The sequence below is a fragment of the Variovorax sp. P1_G12 genome, from assembly GCF_056405555.1.
In genome coordinates this window covers 42,618-61,333 of sequence record NZ_JBFUBW010000016.1, presented here as the reverse complement: position 1 = coordinate 61,333, position 18,716 = coordinate 42,618, and the positions used below count along the sequence as shown (strand labels likewise).

At 66.4% G+C, this 18,716-nt stretch carries 16 protein-coding genes; 2 read left to right on the top strand and 14 right to left on the bottom strand.

The features are described 5' to 3' along the window. Window positions 1–246 precede the first annotated feature (246 nt). Window positions 247–2,160, bottom strand: coding sequence for a tannase/feruloyl esterase family alpha/beta hydrolase (locus AC1D2O_RS19330; RefSeq protein WP_478089481.1), 1,914 nt, complete (start codon window positions 2,158–2,160; stop codon window positions 247–249). An 83-nt stretch (window positions 2,161–2,243) separates the two neighbouring features. Then, window positions 2,244–3,197: a LysR family transcriptional regulator gene (locus AC1D2O_RS19325; protein ID WP_478089480.1), complete on the bottom strand. Its 954-nt coding sequence runs from the start codon at window positions 3,195–3,197 to the stop codon at window positions 2,244–2,246. Between AC1D2O_RS19325 and AC1D2O_RS19320 the strand changes: the two genes are divergently transcribed. Beyond that, window positions 3,196–4,242 carry a tripartite tricarboxylate transporter substrate-binding protein gene (locus tag AC1D2O_RS19320; RefSeq protein ID WP_478089479.1) on the top strand — a complete coding sequence of 349 codons (1,047 nt, stop codon included), beginning with the start codon at window positions 3,196–3,198 and terminating at the stop codon, window positions 4,240–4,242. The genes AC1D2O_RS19325 and AC1D2O_RS19320 overlap by 2 nt on opposite strands. A gap of 606 nt (window positions 4,243–4,848) precedes the next feature. On the opposite strand, the gene fba is transcribed toward AC1D2O_RS19320, so the two are convergent. The 12 genes from fba to AC1D2O_RS19260 are packed head-to-tail and all read right to left on the bottom strand — an operon-like array spanning window position 4,849 to window position 17,205. Further along, window positions 4,849–5,847 carry a class II fructose-bisphosphate aldolase gene (gene fba / locus AC1D2O_RS19315; RefSeq protein ID WP_478089478.1) on the bottom strand — a complete coding sequence of 333 codons (999 nt, stop codon included), beginning with the start codon at window positions 5,845–5,847 and terminating at the stop codon, window positions 4,849–4,851. A gap of 15 nt (window positions 5,848–5,862) precedes the next feature. Further along, a complete protein-coding gene (locus AC1D2O_RS19310) occupies window positions 5,863–7,062 on the bottom strand; it encodes a phosphoglycerate kinase (RefSeq protein WP_478089477.1) in 1,200 nt (399 codons plus the stop codon). A 14-nt stretch (window positions 7,063–7,076) separates the two neighbouring features. Then, window positions 7,077–8,096 carry a type I glyceraldehyde-3-phosphate dehydrogenase gene (gene gap, locus AC1D2O_RS19305; protein ID WP_478089476.1) on the bottom strand — a complete coding sequence of 340 codons (1,020 nt, stop codon included), beginning with the start codon at window positions 8,094–8,096 and terminating at the stop codon, window positions 7,077–7,079. Continuing rightward, complete coding sequence (gene tkt / locus AC1D2O_RS19300; protein WP_478089482.1) at window positions 8,093–10,171, bottom strand: transketolase; 2,079 nt, start codon at window positions 10,169–10,171, stop codon at window positions 8,093–8,095. Before tkt ends, gap begins: the two co-directional genes overlap by 4 nt. 19 nt (window positions 10,172–10,190) lie before the next feature. Beyond that, on the bottom strand, window positions 10,191–11,069 hold the full coding sequence (locus AC1D2O_RS19295) for a phosphoribulokinase (RefSeq protein WP_478089475.1): 879 nt from the start codon (window positions 11,067–11,069) through the stop codon (window positions 10,191–10,193). Window positions 11,070–11,103: 34 nt separating this feature from the next. Beyond that, window positions 11,104–12,174 carry a class 1 fructose-bisphosphatase gene (locus tag AC1D2O_RS19290; protein WP_478089474.1) on the bottom strand — a complete coding sequence of 357 codons (1,071 nt, stop codon included), beginning with the start codon at window positions 12,172–12,174 and terminating at the stop codon, window positions 11,104–11,106. Between the two features lie 23 nt (window positions 12,175–12,197). Then, window positions 12,198–12,881, bottom strand: coding sequence for an HAD-IA family hydrolase (locus AC1D2O_RS19285; protein ID WP_478089473.1), 684 nt, complete (start codon window positions 12,879–12,881; stop codon window positions 12,198–12,200). Then, complete coding sequence (gene rpe, locus AC1D2O_RS19280) at window positions 12,881–13,579, bottom strand: ribulose-phosphate 3-epimerase (RefSeq protein WP_478089472.1); 699 nt, start codon at window positions 13,577–13,579, stop codon at window positions 12,881–12,883. Before rpe ends, AC1D2O_RS19285 begins: the two co-directional genes overlap by 1 nt. After that, window positions 13,576–14,391: an HAD-IA family hydrolase gene (locus AC1D2O_RS19275; RefSeq protein WP_478089471.1), complete on the bottom strand. Its 816-nt coding sequence runs from the start codon at window positions 14,389–14,391 to the stop codon at window positions 13,576–13,578. The genes rpe and AC1D2O_RS19275 overlap by 4 nt, the downstream gene beginning before the upstream one ends. Next, a complete protein-coding gene (cbbX, locus tag AC1D2O_RS19270; protein WP_478157729.1) occupies window positions 14,388–15,284 on the bottom strand; it encodes a CbbX protein in 897 nt (298 codons plus the stop codon). Before cbbX ends, AC1D2O_RS19275 begins: the two co-directional genes overlap by 4 nt. Window positions 15,285–15,295: 11 nt before the next feature. Continuing rightward, window positions 15,296–15,715 carry a ribulose bisphosphate carboxylase small subunit gene (locus AC1D2O_RS19265; RefSeq protein ID WP_478093623.1) on the bottom strand — a complete coding sequence of 140 codons (420 nt, stop codon included), beginning with the start codon at window positions 15,713–15,715 and terminating at the stop codon, window positions 15,296–15,298. 23 nt (window positions 15,716–15,738) lie between these two features. Further along, window positions 15,739–17,205 (bottom strand): form I ribulose bisphosphate carboxylase large subunit, encoded by a 1,467-nt coding sequence (locus tag AC1D2O_RS19260; RefSeq protein ID WP_478157728.1) that lies wholly within the window; start codon window positions 17,203–17,205, stop codon window positions 15,739–15,741. A gap of 113 nt (window positions 17,206–17,318) precedes the next feature. Between AC1D2O_RS19260 and AC1D2O_RS19255 the strand changes: the two genes are divergently transcribed. Further along, window positions 17,319–18,326 carry a LysR family transcriptional regulator gene (locus tag AC1D2O_RS19255; protein WP_478093620.1) on the top strand — a complete coding sequence of 336 codons (1,008 nt, stop codon included), beginning with the start codon at window positions 17,319–17,321 and terminating at the stop codon, window positions 18,324–18,326. Window positions 18,327–18,716 lie beyond the last annotated feature (390 nt).

The following is an 18,716-nucleotide window of genomic DNA, read 5'->3' as shown; positions in this document are numbered from 1 at the left end:
CGTCCGGCGTTGCCGTGGGTAGGGACCTGAACGCCGTCTACAAGGACACCTACACTGCCCTGAAGCCCAAGTACGTTCACTGGGTCATCTTCGACGACTGCTTAACCGTTCGTTATGACCGGATGACATCCGCGCATCTGGACAGCCGGCCGCGACGGTCAAATGTGGAAAGCGCTCGACGGCTGAAGCAGAGCGACATCTCTATGAGCGCTACCGAATTCCACAAGACCCTCTTTGCTTCCGTGACTAACGGCAGTCGTAACTGGCAGCGGCCTTGACCGATCCAGGTCCCGCATATGTCGCCTTCTGCGGGTACAGGCACAGCGGCATGGCGATGCTGCCGTCCGCCGAGCTCACGTCGATACGTGCAGGTGCAACGCCTTGCTCCACCCATTTGCGCAAGGCCACGAAGAGTTCGTCGCGGCCGTTGACGTACTGCGGCAGCGGCACCTTGGCGCCATCGAGGTTCGCGTTGGTTGACGGGTTTATCGAAGCGCTCGTCGAGAATGTGCTGTCGTGTGCGAGGCCGGGAATCAGGAACAGTCGATCGAAGGTCTGCACAGCCGCCGTTCCGCCCATCGTTGCTGCAACGCGATAGAAGTAGTTGAGCGAGCCCTGAGGCATGATCTTGTCGTCGGCCAGGCCGTGATAGGTCAGGAGCTTTCCGCCTGCATCCCGCCACGCGCCGAGGTCTGGATTGTCCGTGTTGATCTGGCTGAACGCGCTCTGCAAAGCGACACCTCGTGCTGATGCGGCCGCCAACATTGCATAGTCGAGCGACTTCCACTTGCTGGTTCCGTTGCCGGTCGCATTCGTGAACGTGTTGCCGGCGTAGGCCGGATCCTGGAGCTCCAGCGCAACCTGGTCGGTTGCGATCGCGAACGGGGTCGCGCCGGCCAACGACAGGGCTAGGTTGGTCCCCCGCGTCAGTCCCCACCAGAGCTGGTCGGAGCTGCTTTGCGTGAGGCCAGCGCCGTTGTCGACCGCGGGGTCGGGAAAGGTGCCTGTGACGGTCTGTCCGTACCAGATCTGGTTGATTACGCGCGCTTCGGCGAGGCTGACGCACGACGCACTGGCGCTTGCGCCCGTCACACCGTTACCGGCCACGCCCGCGCACAGCACATTCGCATCCTTCGTAGGGTCGTAACGGCATTGGAGCGGATCAGCCAGGAAGCCCAGCCCCAGAGTGTCGCACGCCGTGACGGCCGCGCCGCTGACGAGGGCGATCTTTGACGCGGCCATCGGCGTGCCCAATTCGCGCTGCATCGCCACCTGCGGGTAGAGTTCGGCCGTGATGAACTTTGTCCAATTGAAGGCCGGCGCGCCGGCCAGGATGCCGCTGAAGTCGTTCGGATATTTCTGGGCCAGCTTGAAGCCCTGGCGTCCGCCCGTCGAGAAGCCGTCCCAGTAGGCATAGGTTTGCGCTTCGCCATAGTAAGCCTTGGCGAGCGCCTTGGTCTTCACTGACATCTCGTGCAGGCTGCGCTCGGCGAAGTCCTGCCAAAGCACCGTATTAATGGTGCCGTCGGGATTCATCGCAAAAGAGCCGTTGTTGAGCAGCGCATGGCCGTGATCGGACGCCGCGACGACGTAACCCTTGCTAACAGCCGGCAAGAACTGGGCGCGCGACCCGATCTGCGTCGGGTCGGCGTGTGTGCCTCCGGCCCAGCCGCCGCTGCCCATCGCGCGAATGACGCGATTCCACGCCGATGGTGCAGGCAGCCACACCTCGATGCCTATGCCTGCCGAAGTCGACGGTGCACCGGCCGGTCCGGGGTTCCCGGGACCGACAAGCAGTTTGACGAAGCACATGTCCACTCCCGCGACTGGTGGCGTCGGAGACGCCGGCGTGCCGGAGAGCGCGATCCGGTCACCGGCCTTGAATGCATGCACCACGAGCACTGACGTGCTGGCGTCTGGCTTGAAATTGGCGGCGATCGAGTCGTCACAGGTGAGCTTCGTTGCGACCGGCGGCGTTGTAGCCACGGGCGCCGGTGTCGTGGGCGAAACGATCGAGGGAAATCCGGCGCCGTTACTGCTGCCGCCGCCACAGGCCGCGAGGGTTCCCGCGACGGTCACCATCGCCAGCAGCCTCCATGCCCTGTTCACGAGTAGCGCAACGCGGTTCAGGCCCCATCGGGCCGATGCTTCGTATTTCACTTGTCTCCTTTGTTTTGAATTACCGGGGGTCCGCGGAGTGTTCGGGATCCGCAGACAGGTGACAAATCGGAAATTAAAGCGAGCTATTCGAATTGCCTATAGCTAGTGATCGGAATGGCGGCCAAGAAGCGAAGCATGCGCAAGGTGGAGTCGCGCGAATCGCCGTGCCGCGCGAGCACGCCGAGTCCGGGCATAGGTGGCAGACCAGGCAGCGGCAACTCCGCGATCGCACCAGCGTCCAGCAGGTCGCGCACGAAACTCCAGGGCACGAAACCCAGCAACCCTTCCTCGTCGAGCAGCCGGCGAATGAGCGTGTGGCTGCGCGTGATGACCGGATGGGTGCTCACGTTCGCCGGCGCTTGCTCGCATAGGCCGTCGAACACCTGCCGCGCGATCGAGCCCGCGGGCGACAGCAACCACCGTTCACGCCAAGCGGACCTCCATGTGACGCGGCGCATCGCCGCCAGACGGTGGCTTGCCGCGCAGATCACGGCCAGCCGGTCGTCCTGCACGGGCGTGAAAGACCAGCCATCAGGAAGCACGGCGGGCCGCCGACAGACCACAATGTCGACCTCTCGCCGCGTCACGGCCAGCAGGAGATCGTCGCCTTCGGCCTCGCGGATTTGGATCCTGATCGCCGGAGATGCGCGGCAGAACGCCGGCAGCGCCTTCAACAGGATCCCGTTCATCGCAGAGGCCGACGCCACGACCCGGACGACGCTCGCACCTTTGTCCTGGCGCGCGAAGACGATCTCCGCGCTTTCCGCGGCGACCTGCATCAACTGGCGCGCGACCGGAAGTATGTCAAGGCAGGCCGGGGTCGGGCGCACACCGCGCGCATGCCGTTCGAACAGCCTTGTCTGCAGTAGGCTTTCGAGGCTTGCGAGGGTTTGCGTTACGCTTGGTTGTGCCAGCCCGATCTGTTCAGCGGCGCGCTGGATGCTGCCCAGCTCCGCCACCTTGAGCAGAATTTGGATGTGGCGGAATTTGCCGCGCGCCAGTATTCGATTGAGAAGAACCGAGGCTGTTTCTCGCATGGAATTGATCGGAAATCAGAAGGTGTGTGCAACGGCCCCGATCGTAGGCGAACTGCCTGTTGGTTGGTACGGCGAGCCGCGGCGCCGCGCGGCATTCCTCGCATTGCTGGGCCTTGCCGCGGCGGGCGTGGTGCGGGCGTCCAGCGCCTGGGCGGGCGACACAGGCATCGTGCGCCTCGTCGTCGCCGCGCCACCCGGCGGTTCCTCGGATCTGCTCGCGCGCCGGCTGGCCCGGGGCATGCAGCCGGCCCTCGGGCGGCCAGTGATTGTCGAGAACCGGCCGGGCGCAGGCGGCGCCATTGCCGCCGCATTCGTCGCGCGCGCGGCACCCGACGGGAACACTGTGCTTCTGTCGTCGTCCGGCGACGCCGTCCAGCAAGCGCTGCACCCGGAACGTGCTATCGACATCCGCACTGACTTCGTCCATGTCACGCAAGTCGCGGCCACCACGAACGTGCTTGTCGCGCATCCCTCGCTGCAGGCACGAAGCCTGGCCGCGCTCGTCGACGAAGCGCACGCGCATCCGGGCCGGCTGGCATACGCGAGTGCGGGTAAAGGATCATCGGGGCATCTCGCCATGGAAATGCTCAAGCAGCGTGCGAAAATCGACATGGTCCACGTGCCCTACCAAGGAGGGGCGCCCGCCTTCAACGAGTTGTTGAGCGGCCGCTTGCCCCTGATGTTCACCAATCCCGACCAGGCACTGCCATGGATACGGCGGCAACGCGTGTGTGCGCTCGCCGTGAGCAGTCTCCAGCGCATTGCGGTGCTGGATGCCGTTCCCACCGTCATCGAGTGCGGATTCCCTGGCTTCGAGGCTACTGCATGGGCCGGGCTGTCCGTGCCACGGGGGACGCCCCCATCGCGGGTCGGCACATTGTACGATGCAGCGTGCATAGCCATGAACGGTGCCATGCGCGCGGAGGAAGCTAGCATCGGCATTGAGATCGTGAGTTCATCTCCCGAGCGCTATGACGCATTCATCCGAAGCGAAGTTGGCAAGTGGGCCGAACTAATTCAGATGACCGGCCTCGATCTGAATTGAGGTCAGTGGTCCAACACATGCCCGGAAACTGGCGCTGAGCGATGCACGACGACGACGGGAGAGGCGCAGTAAGCCACAGCGGGGTTCAGAGAATCGACGTTTATGGGGATTTGCGCGGCCGCGGAGTGTGGGGCGTGACGGATGCGCGCATGTGCGGCCTGGCTGGACCGATCCCTCGCGGTGCCACGCCCGACTGCGGCGCCGTGCGACAGAGGCTGCATCGAGCGGATGGCTGCTGCAGGCACGCGCCGACGCGGCCGCTAAGCACATATTGCTGATCGGCACCGAGCGCAGTTTGGCTGTACAGCCGGTCATGACGGTGGCGGTGCGGGGATCGCTGGAACGCGAGCCCAACTCTGCACGAAGACCCTGGCAGGGCCGCGGTGCCGACAGATGAAAGTGGAGCCAGCGGCGTGAGAGTCGCGGTGATGGCTTCGACACGGCCAGCCGCAAAGTCGTCAACGTGCTCGGCATCACGCCCGACGCGGCCGCCAAGGCGAAGCTCTATCTGCTGGCCTTTTTGAACAGCTGACGGCCCGGCTTCACTGGACTCCTCGTCGCTACTGCGACAGAACGCAAGATTGCCATTGGCCGCCCGGCTCTTGATCAGATATGTGCGGCCTGGCCGGCACAGCCAAACGCCTCGAAGCGGTCCACGCAGAGATCACGTGCGGCCAATGTCGCATCCTTGAGGAACCTGCGGGGATCGAATTCCCGCGGGTTCCTGGTCATCGCGCGACGCAGCGCGCCTGTCATCGCCAAGCGGATGTCGGTGTCGATGTTGATCTTGCGCACGCCATGACGGATCCCTTCGCAGATCTCGGCCACCGGTACACCGTAGGTTTCCTTGATCTCGCCGCCATGCTCGCGGATGATCTGAAGCCACTCTTGTGGCACCGACGACGAGCCATGCATGACGAGATGGGTGTCGGGAATGCGCGCGTGGATGGCCTTGATGCGATCGATCGCGAGGATATCGCCGGTGGGCTGGCGGCTGAACTTGTACGCGCCATGCGACGTACCGATGGCAATCGCCAACGCATCGACGCCGGTACGCGCCACGAAATCCGCCGCTTCATCGGGGTCGGTCAGCAACTGGTCGTGCGACAGCACGCCGACCGCCCCCACGCCATCTTCCTCACCGGCCAGGCCCGATTCGAGCGATCCAAGACAACCGAGCTCGCCTTCGACCGACACGCCCACCGCGTGTGCCATCTCGACCACGCGACGGGTGACGTCGACGTTGTATTCATAGCTGGCCGGCGTCTTCGCATCTTCCTGAAGCGAACCGTCCATCATGACGCTGGTGAAGCCGGAGCGGATCGAGCGGATGCAGACGGCCGGACTCGAGCCGTGGTCCTGGTGCATGACGATCGGGATGCCCGGGTACATCTCGGCCGCAGCCTCGACCATCTTGCGCAGGAACGGCTCACCCGCGTATTTGCGCGCGCCGGCCGAGGCCTGCAGGATGACCGGGCTGTCGGTCTTCTCGGCGGCCTGCATGATGGCCTGGATCTGCTCCAGGTTGTTGACGTTGAAGGCAGGCACGCCGTAGCCGCACTGGGCGGCGTGGTCCAGCAGCTTGCGCAAGGAAATCATGGCCATAGGGTCTCCGGTGGATCAAAAAAGGGAATGCGATTCACGCGCACGCTCCTGGAGCGCGCGCACGGCCGGCAAGGTCTTGCCTTCCAGGAACTCGAGAAAGGCGCCGCCGGCTGTGGACACGTAGCCCATCCGGTCGGCGACGTCGAAAGCGTTGATGGCGGCCACGGTGTCGCCGCCGCCTGCGATCGAGAAGGCGGCGGAACCAGCGATGGCCTGCGCCAGCGCGCGGGTTCCACCGGCGAACGCGTCGATCTCGAACACGCCCAGCGGGCCATTCCACAAAACGGTCTTGCAGGCGGCCAGTTCCCCTAGCAGCAGGCGCACCGATTCCGGCCCGTAGTCGAAGACCATCTCGTCCGGTGCAATGGCGTCGACGCCGCAGATGCGGGTGGCCGCGGCCGCCGAAAGTTCCCTGGCCGTGATCACGTCGACCGGCACGAACAGCCGTGCGCCACGGGCCGCCAGCGTGGCCACGACTTCGCGCGCCGCGGCCACCATGCCGGGCTCGCAGAGCGACCGTCCCACGGCCTTGCCGTCCGCCAGAAGAAAGGTGTTGGCCATGCCGCCGCCCACCGCCAGGACATCGACCCGCGCGGCCAGCGCATTCAGGATCGACAATTTGGTCGACACCTTTGCGCCGCCGACGATGGCGGCCATTGGCCGCGCCGGGTCGGCCAGCGCGCGGCCCAGGGCTTCGAGTTCGGAAGCCATCAGCGGACCGGCACAGGCCTCGGGGGCCAGTCGAGCCAGCGCCTCGGTCGTGGCTTCGGCGCGGTGCGCGGTGCCGAAGGCATCATTGACATAGACGTCGCACAGCTTCGCCATGCGCGCAGCCAGTGCCAGCGCGTTGGCCTTCTCGCCCAGGTTGGCGCGACAATTCTCGAGCAAGACGACGCGGCCTTCGGTCACCTCGAAGCCGCCGTCGAGCCAATCGCACACCAGCGGCACTGGCATGCCGAGCAACTCGCCCAGGCGTCGGGCCACCGGTGCCAGCGATTCGCCGGCAGCCAGCGCGCCTTCGTGCGGCCGCCCCAGATGCGAGGCAACCATCACGCGTGCGCCCTCGCCCAGCGCGTGGCGGATGCAGCCGAGACTGGCACGGATGCGGGTGTCGTCCGTGATGCGCCCCGCGGTGTCCAGAGGCACGTTCAGGTCGCAGCGGATGAACACGCGGCGCCCTCGCAGGGCGACAGACGCCAGAGTCTTGAGCTTCATGGTGGCGGTTTTTCTCAGGCCTGCGCCATCGCACACGCGGTGTCAAGCATGCGGTTGGAGAAGCCCCATTCGTTGTCGTACCAGGCGCAAACCTTCACGAGCCGACCCGATACCTTGGTGCAGGTCGCGTCGAAGATGCTCGACCTCGAATCGTGGTTGAAGTCCACCGACACCAGCGGCTCGTCGCTATAACCGAGCACGCCCGCGAGCGGACCGGCTGCGGCAGCTTCGCGCATCAGCCCATTGATCTCGTCCACGGTGGTCGCCCGGCCGGCGCTGAAGCTCAGGTCGACCATCGACACGTTGAGGGTCGGCACGCGCACCGCGAAGCCGTCGAGGCGCCCCGCGAGCGCCGGCAGCACCAGGCCGACCGCCGCAGCCGCACCGGTGCGTGTCGGGATCATCGACTGCGTGGCCGAGCGCGCGCGGCGCAGGTCCTCGTGGTAGAGATCGGTCAAGACCTGGTCGTTCGTGTAGCTGTGGATCGTGGTCATGAGGCCGTTCTCGATACCGACCGTGCCGTGCAACACCTGCGCGACCGGCGCCAGGCAATTGGTGGTGCACGAAGCGTTCGAAACCACCGTGTGTGCCGGCCGCAGCGTGCCGTGATTGACCCCGTAGACGATCGTTGCATCCACATCGGCGCCGCCGGGCGCGCTGATCAGCACCTTGCCGGCGCCAGCGGCGAGATGGGCACTGGCCCGCGCCTTGGTGGTGAAAAGCCCGGTGCACTCCATGACCAGATCAATTCCGAGCGACTTCCAGGGCAGCTCCGCCGGATTTCGCGCCGATCTCACCTGGATGCGCTGCTCACCCACCACGAGGCAGTCGCCCTCGTGGCGCACCGGCACCGCGAAGCGGCCATGCGTGGTGTCATGGCGGGTCAGGTGGGCATTGGTCCTCGCATCGCCCAGGTCATTGATGGCGACGATACGGATCGCTTCGCCATTGCCGTGGGACGGCGACTCGAACAATGCACGCAGCACGTTGCGGCCGATGCGGCCGTAGCCATTGATGGCAACTCTCAGGGTCATGATGCTTGATGGGAAAGGGAAGAGAAATCAGCTGAAGGACCGGACGAAGCGGGATCCGCCGCGGGGGCTCGCCGGACCAATGCCCATGCCCGGTCCGCCACCGCGTCCGCGGTGATGCCGAAGAGCTTGAAGAGCGCGGCGGCCGGTGCCGATTCGCCAAAGCGATCGATGCCCACGACATCGCCCTCCTCGCCCACGAGCTTCCACCAGAGCGCCGTGCACCCGGCCTCGATCGCGAGGCGCGGCAGATGGCGCGGAATCACATCCCGCCGGTAGGCCGCTTCCTGGCGCTCGAACACGTCCATGCAGGGCATCGACACGATGCGCGAGGCAATGCCTCGTGCAGCCAGCAGCTCTGCGGCCGCCATCGCGACGCCCAATTCCGAGCCACTGGCCAGCAGCACCACCTGTTCACCCGCAGAGCGCCGCAACACGTAGCCGCCACGGCCGATCGACTCGAGCCGCGGCGTCGCGCTTCCGGCGTGCGGCAGGGCCTGGCGCGTGAGCAGCAGGCAGCTCGGGCCGTCGACGCGGCGCAGCGCTTCGCGCCAGGCAACGACAGTCTCGGTCGCATCGCCCGGGCGCCACACGTCCACGCCGGGAATCAGTCGCAGGCTGGACGCATGCTCGACCGGCTGGTGCGTGGGGCCGTCCTCGCCGAGGCCGATCGAATCGTGGGTGAAGACGTAGATCACCGGCAGCTTCATCAGCGATGACATCCGGATGCCGTTGCGCGCGTAGTCGGAGAACGCCAGGAACGTCCCGCCGAAGGGTCGATAGCCACCGTGCAGCGCCAGGCCGTTCATGACCGCTGACATGGCGAACTCGCGCACGCCGTAGTGCACGTGGTTGCCCGTGCCCTTGCCGAGCAGGGGGCGATGGCCCCGCCAGTCGGTGAGGTTGGACCCGGTCAGGTCGGCCGAACCACCCAGCAGTTCGGGACTGGCCGGGCCAATGAACTGCAGCGCATCCTGGGAAGCCTTGCGGGTGGCGACCGCCGCGCGGGCGCCCTCGGCCGCGGTGCAAGCGGCCGACAGCGCAGCCTCTGTTGAGGGCGCCGGCGCCGCATCGCGCGCCTGCCGGCGCAGAAACTCGGCCGCCAGGTCGGGATGCGCAGCGGCGTAGGCGGTGAACGACCGTTGCCAGGCCGCGTTCAGGCGCGCGCCGCGTGCAACCGCCGACCAGGCTTGCTGCACGGGCTGCGGAATCACGAAAGGCTCGTCGTGCCAGTCCAGCGCCGCCCGCGTCTTCGCGACCTCGTCGGCCCCGAGCGGCGCGCCATGGACATCTGCGGTGCCGGCGCGGTTCGGCGAACCCTGCCCGATGGTCGTCCGGCAGCACACCAGCACCGGCTTGTCGGCGTTCAGCGCCGTTGCCATCGCACGGTCAAGCGCTTCGGTGTCGTGCCCGTCCACGCCGCGCACCACGGTCCAGCCATAGGCTTCGAAGCGCCTCGGGGTGTCGTCGGTGAACCAACCGGCGACGTCGCCGTCGATCGAGATGCCGTTGTCGTCATAGAAGGCCACCAGCTTGCGCAGACCCCAGGTGCCGGCGAGCGAGCAGGCTTCATGGCTGATGCCCTCCATGAGGCATCCGTCGCCCAGGAACACATAGGTGCGATGGTCGACAATGGTGTGCCCCGGACGGTTGAATTCCTGCGCGAGCAGCTTTTCCGCCAGCGCCATGCCGACCGCGTTGGCCAGGCCTTGCCCCAGGGGCCCGGTCGTGGTTTCGACGCCCGGCGTCAAGCCGATCTCCGGGTGCCCCGGGGTGCACGAATGCAGCTGGCGGAATCTCTTGAGCTCGTCCATGGGCAACGCATAGCCGCTCAGGTGCAGCAGCGCATACAGCAGCATGGAGCCGTGGCCGTTCGAGAGCACGAACCGGTCGCGGTCCAGCCAGGCTGGATCCGACGGATCGTGGCGCAAATGATGCCGCCACAGCGTTTCTGCAATGTCGGCCATGCCCATCGGCATGCCCGGGTGGCCGGAATTCGCAGTCTGCACGGCGTCCATCGCCAAAACCCGCAGCGCATTGGCGCAGACTGCCCGCGGCATGGGATCGGTGTATTGCATATTCATGGTGCTCGCTCCCTCAGGCGCCCAGCAGGTTCTTGCGACGCTCGACCAGGCGCATGATCATCGGCGTGAAGATCAGCTGCATCGCGAGCTCCATCTTTCCGCCGGGCACGACCAGGGTGTTGGCGCGCGACATGAACGAGTCGTGAAGCATCGACAACAGGTACGGGAAGTCGAAGCCGCGCGGATTGGCGAAGCGGATCACCACCAGGCTCTCGTCGGCCGTCGGGATCGTGCGCGCCACGAAGGGGTCGGAGGTGTCGACGACCGGCACGCGCTGAAAGTTGATGTGCGTACGCGTGAACTGCGGACAGATGTAGTGCACGTACTCGTGCATTCGGCGCAGGATCACGTCGGTCACCGCCTCGGTCGAATAGCCGCGCGTGCTGCGGTCACGGTGGATCTTCTGGATCCACTCGAGGTTGATCACCGGCACGACGCCGATCAGCAGGTCGGTGAACCGCGCGATGTCCACCGTGTCCGTCGTCACGCCGCCGTGCAGGCCCTCGTAGAACAGGACGTCGCTGGTCGCAAGCGACTGCCACGGCGTGAAGGTGCCCGGCGGCTGCGCAAAGGGCTGCGCCTCTTCCTCGTTGTGCAGGTACTTTCGGCTCATTCCGTTGCCGGTTTCGGAATAGCTCCGGAAGAGTTGCTGCAGATCCTCGAACAGGTTGGCGTCCTCGCCGAAGTGGCTGAAATGGGGCCGCTCCTCGGCTTCGGCCTTGGCCATGGCGACCTTCATCGACTGGCGGTCGTAGCGATGGAAGCTGTCGCCCTCGACGACGGCAGCCTCCACGTTCTCGCGCCTGAAGATGTTCTCGAACGTGCGGGTCACCGAGGTGGTGCCCGCACCGGACGATCCGGTGATGGCGATGATGGGGTGCTTGGCAGACATGGGATTTCTTCGATGCGGTGAGTCGGTGCGGGTTTCAGGCGGTCGCGAACAGGCCGCGGTGGCCGAACAGGGGCGAATCGAAAGCGCGCGGCGGCTCGTCGCGGTGGTAGGCCTCGATGCGCGACACCTCCTGCGCCGAGCCGAACACGAAGCCGATGCGCTGGTGCAGCGCATCCGGCACGACCTCCATGAGCCGCGAGCGGCCGGTGCTGGCGCCGCCGCCGGCCTGCTCGATCAGGAACGAGATCGGGCTGGCTTCGTAGAGCAGGCGCAGGCGCCCTTCGCGCGCCGGCTCGCGGGTGTCGCGCGGGTAGAGAAAGACGCCGCCGCGCATCAGGATGCGATGCGCCTCGGCGACCAGCGATGCGATCCAGCGCATGTTGAAGTCGGCCGCACGTGCGCCGGACTGGCCCGCCATGCATTCGTCCACGTAGCGCTTGACGGCCGGCTCCCAGAACCGGCTGTTCGACGCGTTGATCGCGAACTCCTGGGTGCGCGGCGGTATCTGCAGGTCCGGATGGCTCAGCACCCACTCGCCCAGCAAGGGGTCGAGAGTGAAGGCATGCGTGCCGCGGCCCATCGTCAGGACCAGCATGGTCGACGGCCCGTAGATCGCGTAGCCGGCACAGACCTGCTGCGTTCCCGGCTGCAGGAAGTCCGCGGTCGCGGGGTCGGCACCCGGCGTGACCGCACGCAGCACGGAGAAGATGCTGCCCACCGAGACGTTGACGTCGATGTTCGACGAGCCGTCAAGCGGATCGAACAACAACAGGTACTTGCCACGCGGATGCTCGGGGGGCAGTGGATAGGGCGCTTCCATTTCTTCCGACGCCATGCCAGCCAGGTGACCACCCCACTCGCTCGCTCGCAGAAACATCGTGTTGCTCAACACGTCCAGGGTCTTCTGTTCCTCGCCCTGGACGTTGGCGGTGCCGGCGCTGCCCAGGACGCCGCCGAGCGATCCATACGCGACCTTGCGCGAGATGGACTTGCAGGCCAGGGACACATCGGTCACCAGTGCGTTCAGGTCACCGGTGGCCTCCGGAAACCGGCGACGTTCCTCGATCAGGAACTGGGTGAGAGTAGACTTTCCTCCGGTGGGCATGGGCGTATCTCCAGGTAGTTGATTCAGTGTCCAAGGGCTCGCGGCGGGCCCATGCGGACCAGCAGGTCCGCGGGCCTCTCGAGGCGCCAGACGGGCCCGACCGGTTCGCTGCCGAGCAGGCCATAGCCCCACCCGGCCCAGGCGGCGCGGCATCCGGCGGCGCGCGCGGCCTGGCAATCGGTGGCCGCGTCGCCGACCATCAGCATGTGCCGCGGGTGCGTACCCAGGACCTGGGCGGCCTGCTCGATCAGCAGTGGCGAAGGTTTGCGCAGGGCGGCCGTGTCGGCGCCATGCACGGCGGCGAAATGACCGAGCAACCCGGCTCCCTCCAGCACGGCCCGTGCCAGGTCGGTCGGCTTGTTGGTGACCACCGCCAGCGGCACGTGGTCGCGTCCGAATTGCTTCAACAGATCTTCGACACCCGCATAGACCGAGCTGTCGGCGAACGGCCGCCGCAGCGTCACCGCGTCGAAGTCGCAGCGCAGGCGATCCGACAGCCGTTCGAGGTCGACATCCTGCAGGTCGATGGCGCTCAGCGCCCGCTCGATCAGCACGTCAGGCCCCTGGCCGATCCAGCCGCGTACGCGCTGCAGGTCGAAGCAAGGCAGATCGGCTTCGCGCAGCGCCGTGTTGAGCGCCAGCGCGATGCCGCCGGCGCTGTCCACCAGCGTGCCGTCCAGGTCGAAGGCGATCGCCTGGAAGCTCATCACGCCGGCCTCGCCAGACGCAACGGTGCGGAGTCGCGGATGGCGGCGATCGCCGCGCGATAGTCCTTGTTCCCGAACACGGCCGACCCGACGACGAGCGTGTCTGCGCCGGCGTCGACCGCACGGCGCGCGTTGCCGGCGTTGATGCCGCCGTCGATTTCGAGCCACACGTCCCGGCCGCTGGCGTCGATCCGGCGGCGCACCGATTCGATCTTCGGCAGCACACTATCGATGAAGGCCTGTCCGCCGAAGCCTGGGTTGACCGACATCAGCAGCACCAGGTCGAGTTCGTCGAGCACGTGGTCGAGCCAGTGCAGCGGAGTCGCCGGGTTGAGCACCAGCCCGGCCTTGATGCCGAGCGACCGAATCAGACGCACCGTTCGGTGCACATGCTCGCTCGCCTCGGGATGGAACGAGACAATGGACGCGCCCGCCTGGGCGAAGAGCGGTATCAGCGCATCGACCGGTCGCGCCATGAGATGCACGTCGATGGGCACGGGAATACCATCCCGCATGCAGTGCGGGCGGATGGCCTCGCACACCATCGGGCCGACACTTAGGTTCGGCACGTAGTGGTTGTCCATCACGTCGAAATGGATCAGGTCGGCACCGGCCTTGATGACGGCCTCGACCTCGTCGCCGAGATGGGCGAAATCGGCCGACAGCAGGCTCGGTGCAATGCGGGGATGGCTGCTCATCGGAAGCTCTCCTGGTGACGGGGGCGCAGCGTGGTGGCGTTGGTGGCAGTGTGGGCAGCGGTCGCGAGGCGAGTGAGTTCGGGCAGGCCGAGCCAGGCTGCGTCGCGCAGAAGATGGCCGGGCTCTCCCTGCAGCGGCGCGTCGACGTCACCGAGATTCGGGAGCACCAGGCCGGCGTCGCCAAAGTCGGCGCCATCGCTCCAGCAGGTTGGCGTCATCAGCGTCCAGATCCCGGCCGCGCGGGCGGACCGCAGTCCGTTGAGGGAGTCTTCGATGGCCACTGCGGACGCCGGCCCGATGCCCAGGTTGCGCAGCGCCAACGCATAGATGTCGGGCGCCGGCTTCTTGGCCTGCACGCGATCACCGCACGCGATCACGCTGAACAGGTCGAAGCCGCGCGCACCGAGGGCGGCGGACAGCAACGCATCGACGTTCGCTGCGCTGGTCGTGCTGGCGATGGCCAGCCGGCAGCCCGCAGTGAGCGCTTCGTCCATGAGCCTTGCCACGCCGGGCCGCAAGGGCACACCGCCGTCCCGGACCATCGCCGTGTAGAACTTCGTCTTATCGGCATGGAGCGCGGGCACCAGGGCGAGCAGCCGCCGCCGCTCGGCGTCGGCGAGGTTGAGCGCATCGATGTGGTGACATAGCCGCTCCTTGCCGCCGGTCACCTCGAGCAGGCACCGATACGCTGCCGGCGACCAGTACCAGCCGAGGCTCTGGCGCTCAAACGCCAGGTTGAAGGCCACGCGGTGCGCTTCCTCGGTGTCGGCCAGCGTGCCGTCCACATCGAAGATCAGGGCGTCGATGCTCATGCCGTTCCCCCTGCTGAAGGCTGTGTCGCGAACACGCGACTCGCGAGCACGTCCTCGGCCTGCAGCGTGCACAGCTGTTCCCGCGTCAACGCCGTGTCCGCCGAGAACAGTCGCGTCGCATGCCGCAACCGGATCCGGTCCAGCGCATTGCGGATCGAACGCGCATTCGCGAAGTGCGGCTGTTCCTTGCGCAGGCTCAGGTAGCGCGCAAAGGCTGGCCCGGCTGCGCTATCGAAGCTGTAGTTCAGCTGCTTGAGCATCAACTGGGCGATCCGCATCAGCTCGGCTTCGGCGTAGTCGGGGAAGTTGATGTGATGCGCGACACGCGACGCCATCCCCGGGTTGCTGCCGAAGAAGGTGTCCATGCGGTCCTTGTAGCCGGCGAGGATCACGACCAGGTCGTCGCGGTTGTTCTCCATCACCTGCAGCAGGATCTCGATCGACTCCTGCCCGTAGTCGCGCTCATTCTCGGGCTTGTAGAGGTAGTAGGCCTCGTCGATGAACAGCACGCCTCCCATCGCCTTCTTCACCACTTCTTTCGTCTTCGGCGCCGTGTGGCCGATGAACTGGCCAACGAGGTCGTCGCGCGTCACCGCCACGAGGTGGCCCTTGCGCACGTAGCCGAGTTGCTTCAGCACCTCGGCCATGCGCATCGCCACTGTCGTCTTTCCGGTGCCCGGGTTGCCGGTGAAGCACATATGAAGCGTTGGCGGCGTCGACTGCAATCCCTGCTCACCCCGCAGCTTGTCAATCAGCAGCAGTGCGGCGATGTCGCGAATGCGGCCCTTGACCGGCGCCAGGCCAATCAGATCGGCGTCGAGCTTGTCGAGCAGCGTGCGCGCGCCCGAGGCTTCGAGCAATGCGCCGGGGGTCGAGGTGGTTGCCGCATTCATCATTGACGGCCTCAATAGCGCGAGCCTTCGGGCGCGCGCTGCGCCGCATAGCCTTCGATCCTGTAGCGGATGGTGCGGCCCGGCTCCTCGGTGCGGACCAGGCGAAAGCCCGGTTCTTCCTTCGGGCGATTCACGATGAACGACATCACCACCGACTCGGTGCCGTGGGTCGAATCGAACGCAGTCAGCCGGATGTAATGGTTCGGGAAGGTCCTGCGGCAGCTCCTCAGCTCCAGCATCAGGCCCGCCGCGTCCGTGATGTCGAACATCGGGTTGCCGAACATCTCCCAGTAGATGTTGCGCGGATGCGGGTCGTCGGTGTACTCCAGGCCGATCGCCCAGCCCTTGGCGAGGCAGTAGTCGATCTGCTTGGTGATCTGCGCGTCGGTGAGCTCGGGCAGGAACGAGAAGGTGCCTTGTGTGATTCGCATGGTGGCTCTCTTTGACGGTGGCATCAGGACACGGCCGCGGTCGGCACGAAGTCCGAGGTGTCGGTCGAGGTGTAGTTGAAACTGATCTCGCCCCAGGTGTCGAGGGCGGCCTTCAGCGGCGCGCACCACTTGGCGGCCTCCCGCAGGATGTCCGGCCCCTCGTTCCTGATGTCGCGGCCCTCGTTGCGCGCCAGCACCATCGCTTCGAGCGCCACGCGGTTCGCGGTCGCGCCAGCCTGGATGCCTTGCGGATGGCCGATCGTGCCGCCGCCGAACTGCAGCACCACGTCGTCGCCGAACAGGTCGAGCAGCTGGTGCATCTGGCCCGCGTGGATGCCGCCCGAGGCCACCGGCATGACCTTCTTCAGCGCGCCCCAGTCCTGGTCGAAGAAGATGCCGCGCGGCAGATCGACCACCGTGTGGGTATCGCGGCAGACGTTGTAGTAGCCCTGCACGGTCATCGGGTCGCCCTCGAGCTTGCCGACGGCCGTGCCGGTGTGCAGGTGATCGACACCGGCCAGGCGCAGCCACTTGGCGATCACGCGGAAACTCACGCCGTGGTTCTTCTGCCGCGTGTAGGTGCCGTGACCGGCGCGGTGCATGTGAAGGATCATGTCGTTCTGTCGGCACCAGTGGCTCATGCTCTGGATGGCGGTCCATCCCACCACCAGGTCGACCATCACGATTACCGAGCCGAGGTCCTTGGCGAATTCGGCGCGCCGGTACATCTCCTCCATCGTCCCGGCGGTGATGTTCAGGTAGCTGCCCTTGACCTCGCCGGTGGCGGCACTGGCCTTGTTGACAGCATCCATCACACACAGGAAGCGGTCACGCCAGTGCATGAAGGGCTGCGAGTTGATGTTCTCGTCGTCCTTCATGAAATCCAGGCCGCCCTTCAGGCCTTCGTACACGACGCGGCCGTAGTTGCGCGCCGACAGACCGAGCTTGGGCTTGGTGGTGGCGCCCAGCAGCGGGCGGCCGAACTTGTCGAGGCGCTCGCGCTCGACCACGATGCCGGTCGGCGGGCCGGCGAAGGTCTTGACGTAGGCGACCGGGAACTTCATGTCTTCCAGTCGCGCGGCCTTGAGGGGCTTGAAGCTGAAGACGTTGCCGATGATCGAGGCCGTCACGTTGGCGATCGAGCCTTCCTCGAACAGGCTCAGGTCGTAGGCGACGTAGCAGAAGTACTGGCCCGGATTGTTCGGCACGGGTTCGACGCGATACGCCTTGGCGCGGTACATGTCGCAGGCGGTCAGGCGGTCGGTCCAGACCACCGTCCAGGTGGCGGTGCTCGATTCGCCGGCCACGGCAGCGGCCGCCTCGATCGGGTCGACCCCATCTTGCGGGGTGATGCGGAACAGCGCGAGGATGTCGGTCTCCTTCGGCACGTAGTCGCCGTTCCAGTAGCCCATCTGAGCGTACTTGAGGACGCCTGCCGCGTAGCGCTTGGCGCTGTCGGTGATCTGTGTCGGTTCGTTCATTCGGCCCACGGGCACTCTCCTTGCTAAGGTTGATCGGTTCGAGGTGTTCGATGCCTTCAATGTACGAAGCTCTTTTCATTTGTAATAGTTAATCTTTTTCTCGCATTCATTTGCTTTAACTAATGATCAAGAACGCCACCTTCCGGCAGCTCGCCGCCCTGCATGCGGTGTCGCGGCTCGGCAGCGTCTCGCGCGCCGCGAGCGAGCTGCACCTCACGCAGCCGGCGGTTTCGATCCAGATCAAGCTCCTCGAGGAAGCCGCCGGGATGCCCCTGCTGGAGCGCGAGGGGCGCGGCGTGCGGCTGAGCGGCGCGGGCGAGTTGCTCTCGGGCTATGCGGGCCGCATCCTGGAACTGTGGCGCGAGGCCGGCGACGAGGTGACCGCCCAGCGGGGCGGCTTCTCCGGCACCCTTCGCGTGGGCGCGGTGACGACTGCGGAGTACCTGCTGCCGCCGTTGCTGGTGGCGTTTGCCGACGGCCGACCGGAGGTCAAGATCCAGCTCAAGGTCGGCAACCGCAACGATATCGTCCACATGCTCGCCGGGCAGGAGGTGGACGTGGCCATCATGGGACGTCCGCCGGCCGAACTGAAAACCAAGGCGGTGCCCTTCGCGCGCCATCCGATGGCTTTCCTGGCCGCGCCGACGCATCCGTTGATGACGCGGCGCCGGCTGGCAATCGCCGATCTCTCGGGCGCCAAGCTGCTGGTGCGCGAACGCGGCTCGGGCACCCGCACGACCGTCGAGACGCTCTACCGGGAAGCCGGGATCGCCTTGCGCGTCGGCTCGGAGCTGTCGAGCAACGAGGCCATCAAGCAGATGTGCGCGGCCGGCTTCGGCGTCGCCTTCCTGTCGCTGCACACCTGTCGGCTCGAGCTGGACGCCGGCCTGCTCGCGCTGCTGCCGATGACGGCCAACCCGATCGAGCGCGACTGGTATGCGATGCATCTGGCGACGCGCCGGCTGCCGCAACTGGCCAGCGCCTTCATGCAGTTCCTGGCTGACGACGGCCAGCGTCTGATCCTCGCGCAACTGCGCGCGACCTCGGGTTCATCGACGAAGCGCGGTACTGCAAGGAGCCCGAATGACACTGCCGACCGGAGCCGACGGGCGCCAGCCGCTGGCCGATGAGAGCCGTCCGCCACGCTGCGCATGACGCGCGTTGCATTGCAGTGCTCCACCACGTGACCGCGTAACCCGCGGCGCATGAAGCCAGCGCAGCCAAATGCCGGGGAGATTGCGGAACCGGGCTTGCCGGGCCGCTGGTATCGCCCCCCGAGGGGGCTGAGTTCCGCGGCTCCAAGCCTGCCCGCGCAGGCTTGGACGGACCAAAGAACCGCTGCCTCTGGCAGCGACGCAGAGCGCCGCTGGCGCTTCGGGGGTGTGTAACTCAGGGCTGCTGCGTTTCGGCGCGGGCGCCGGTGGAAGCACCGCTTGCACTACGACGACCGGATTGGAAGCGTCGCGGCGGCATGCCGTCAGGCGGTCGCCGCGCCTTGCCCCGCGCAGCCATCTTTGTCC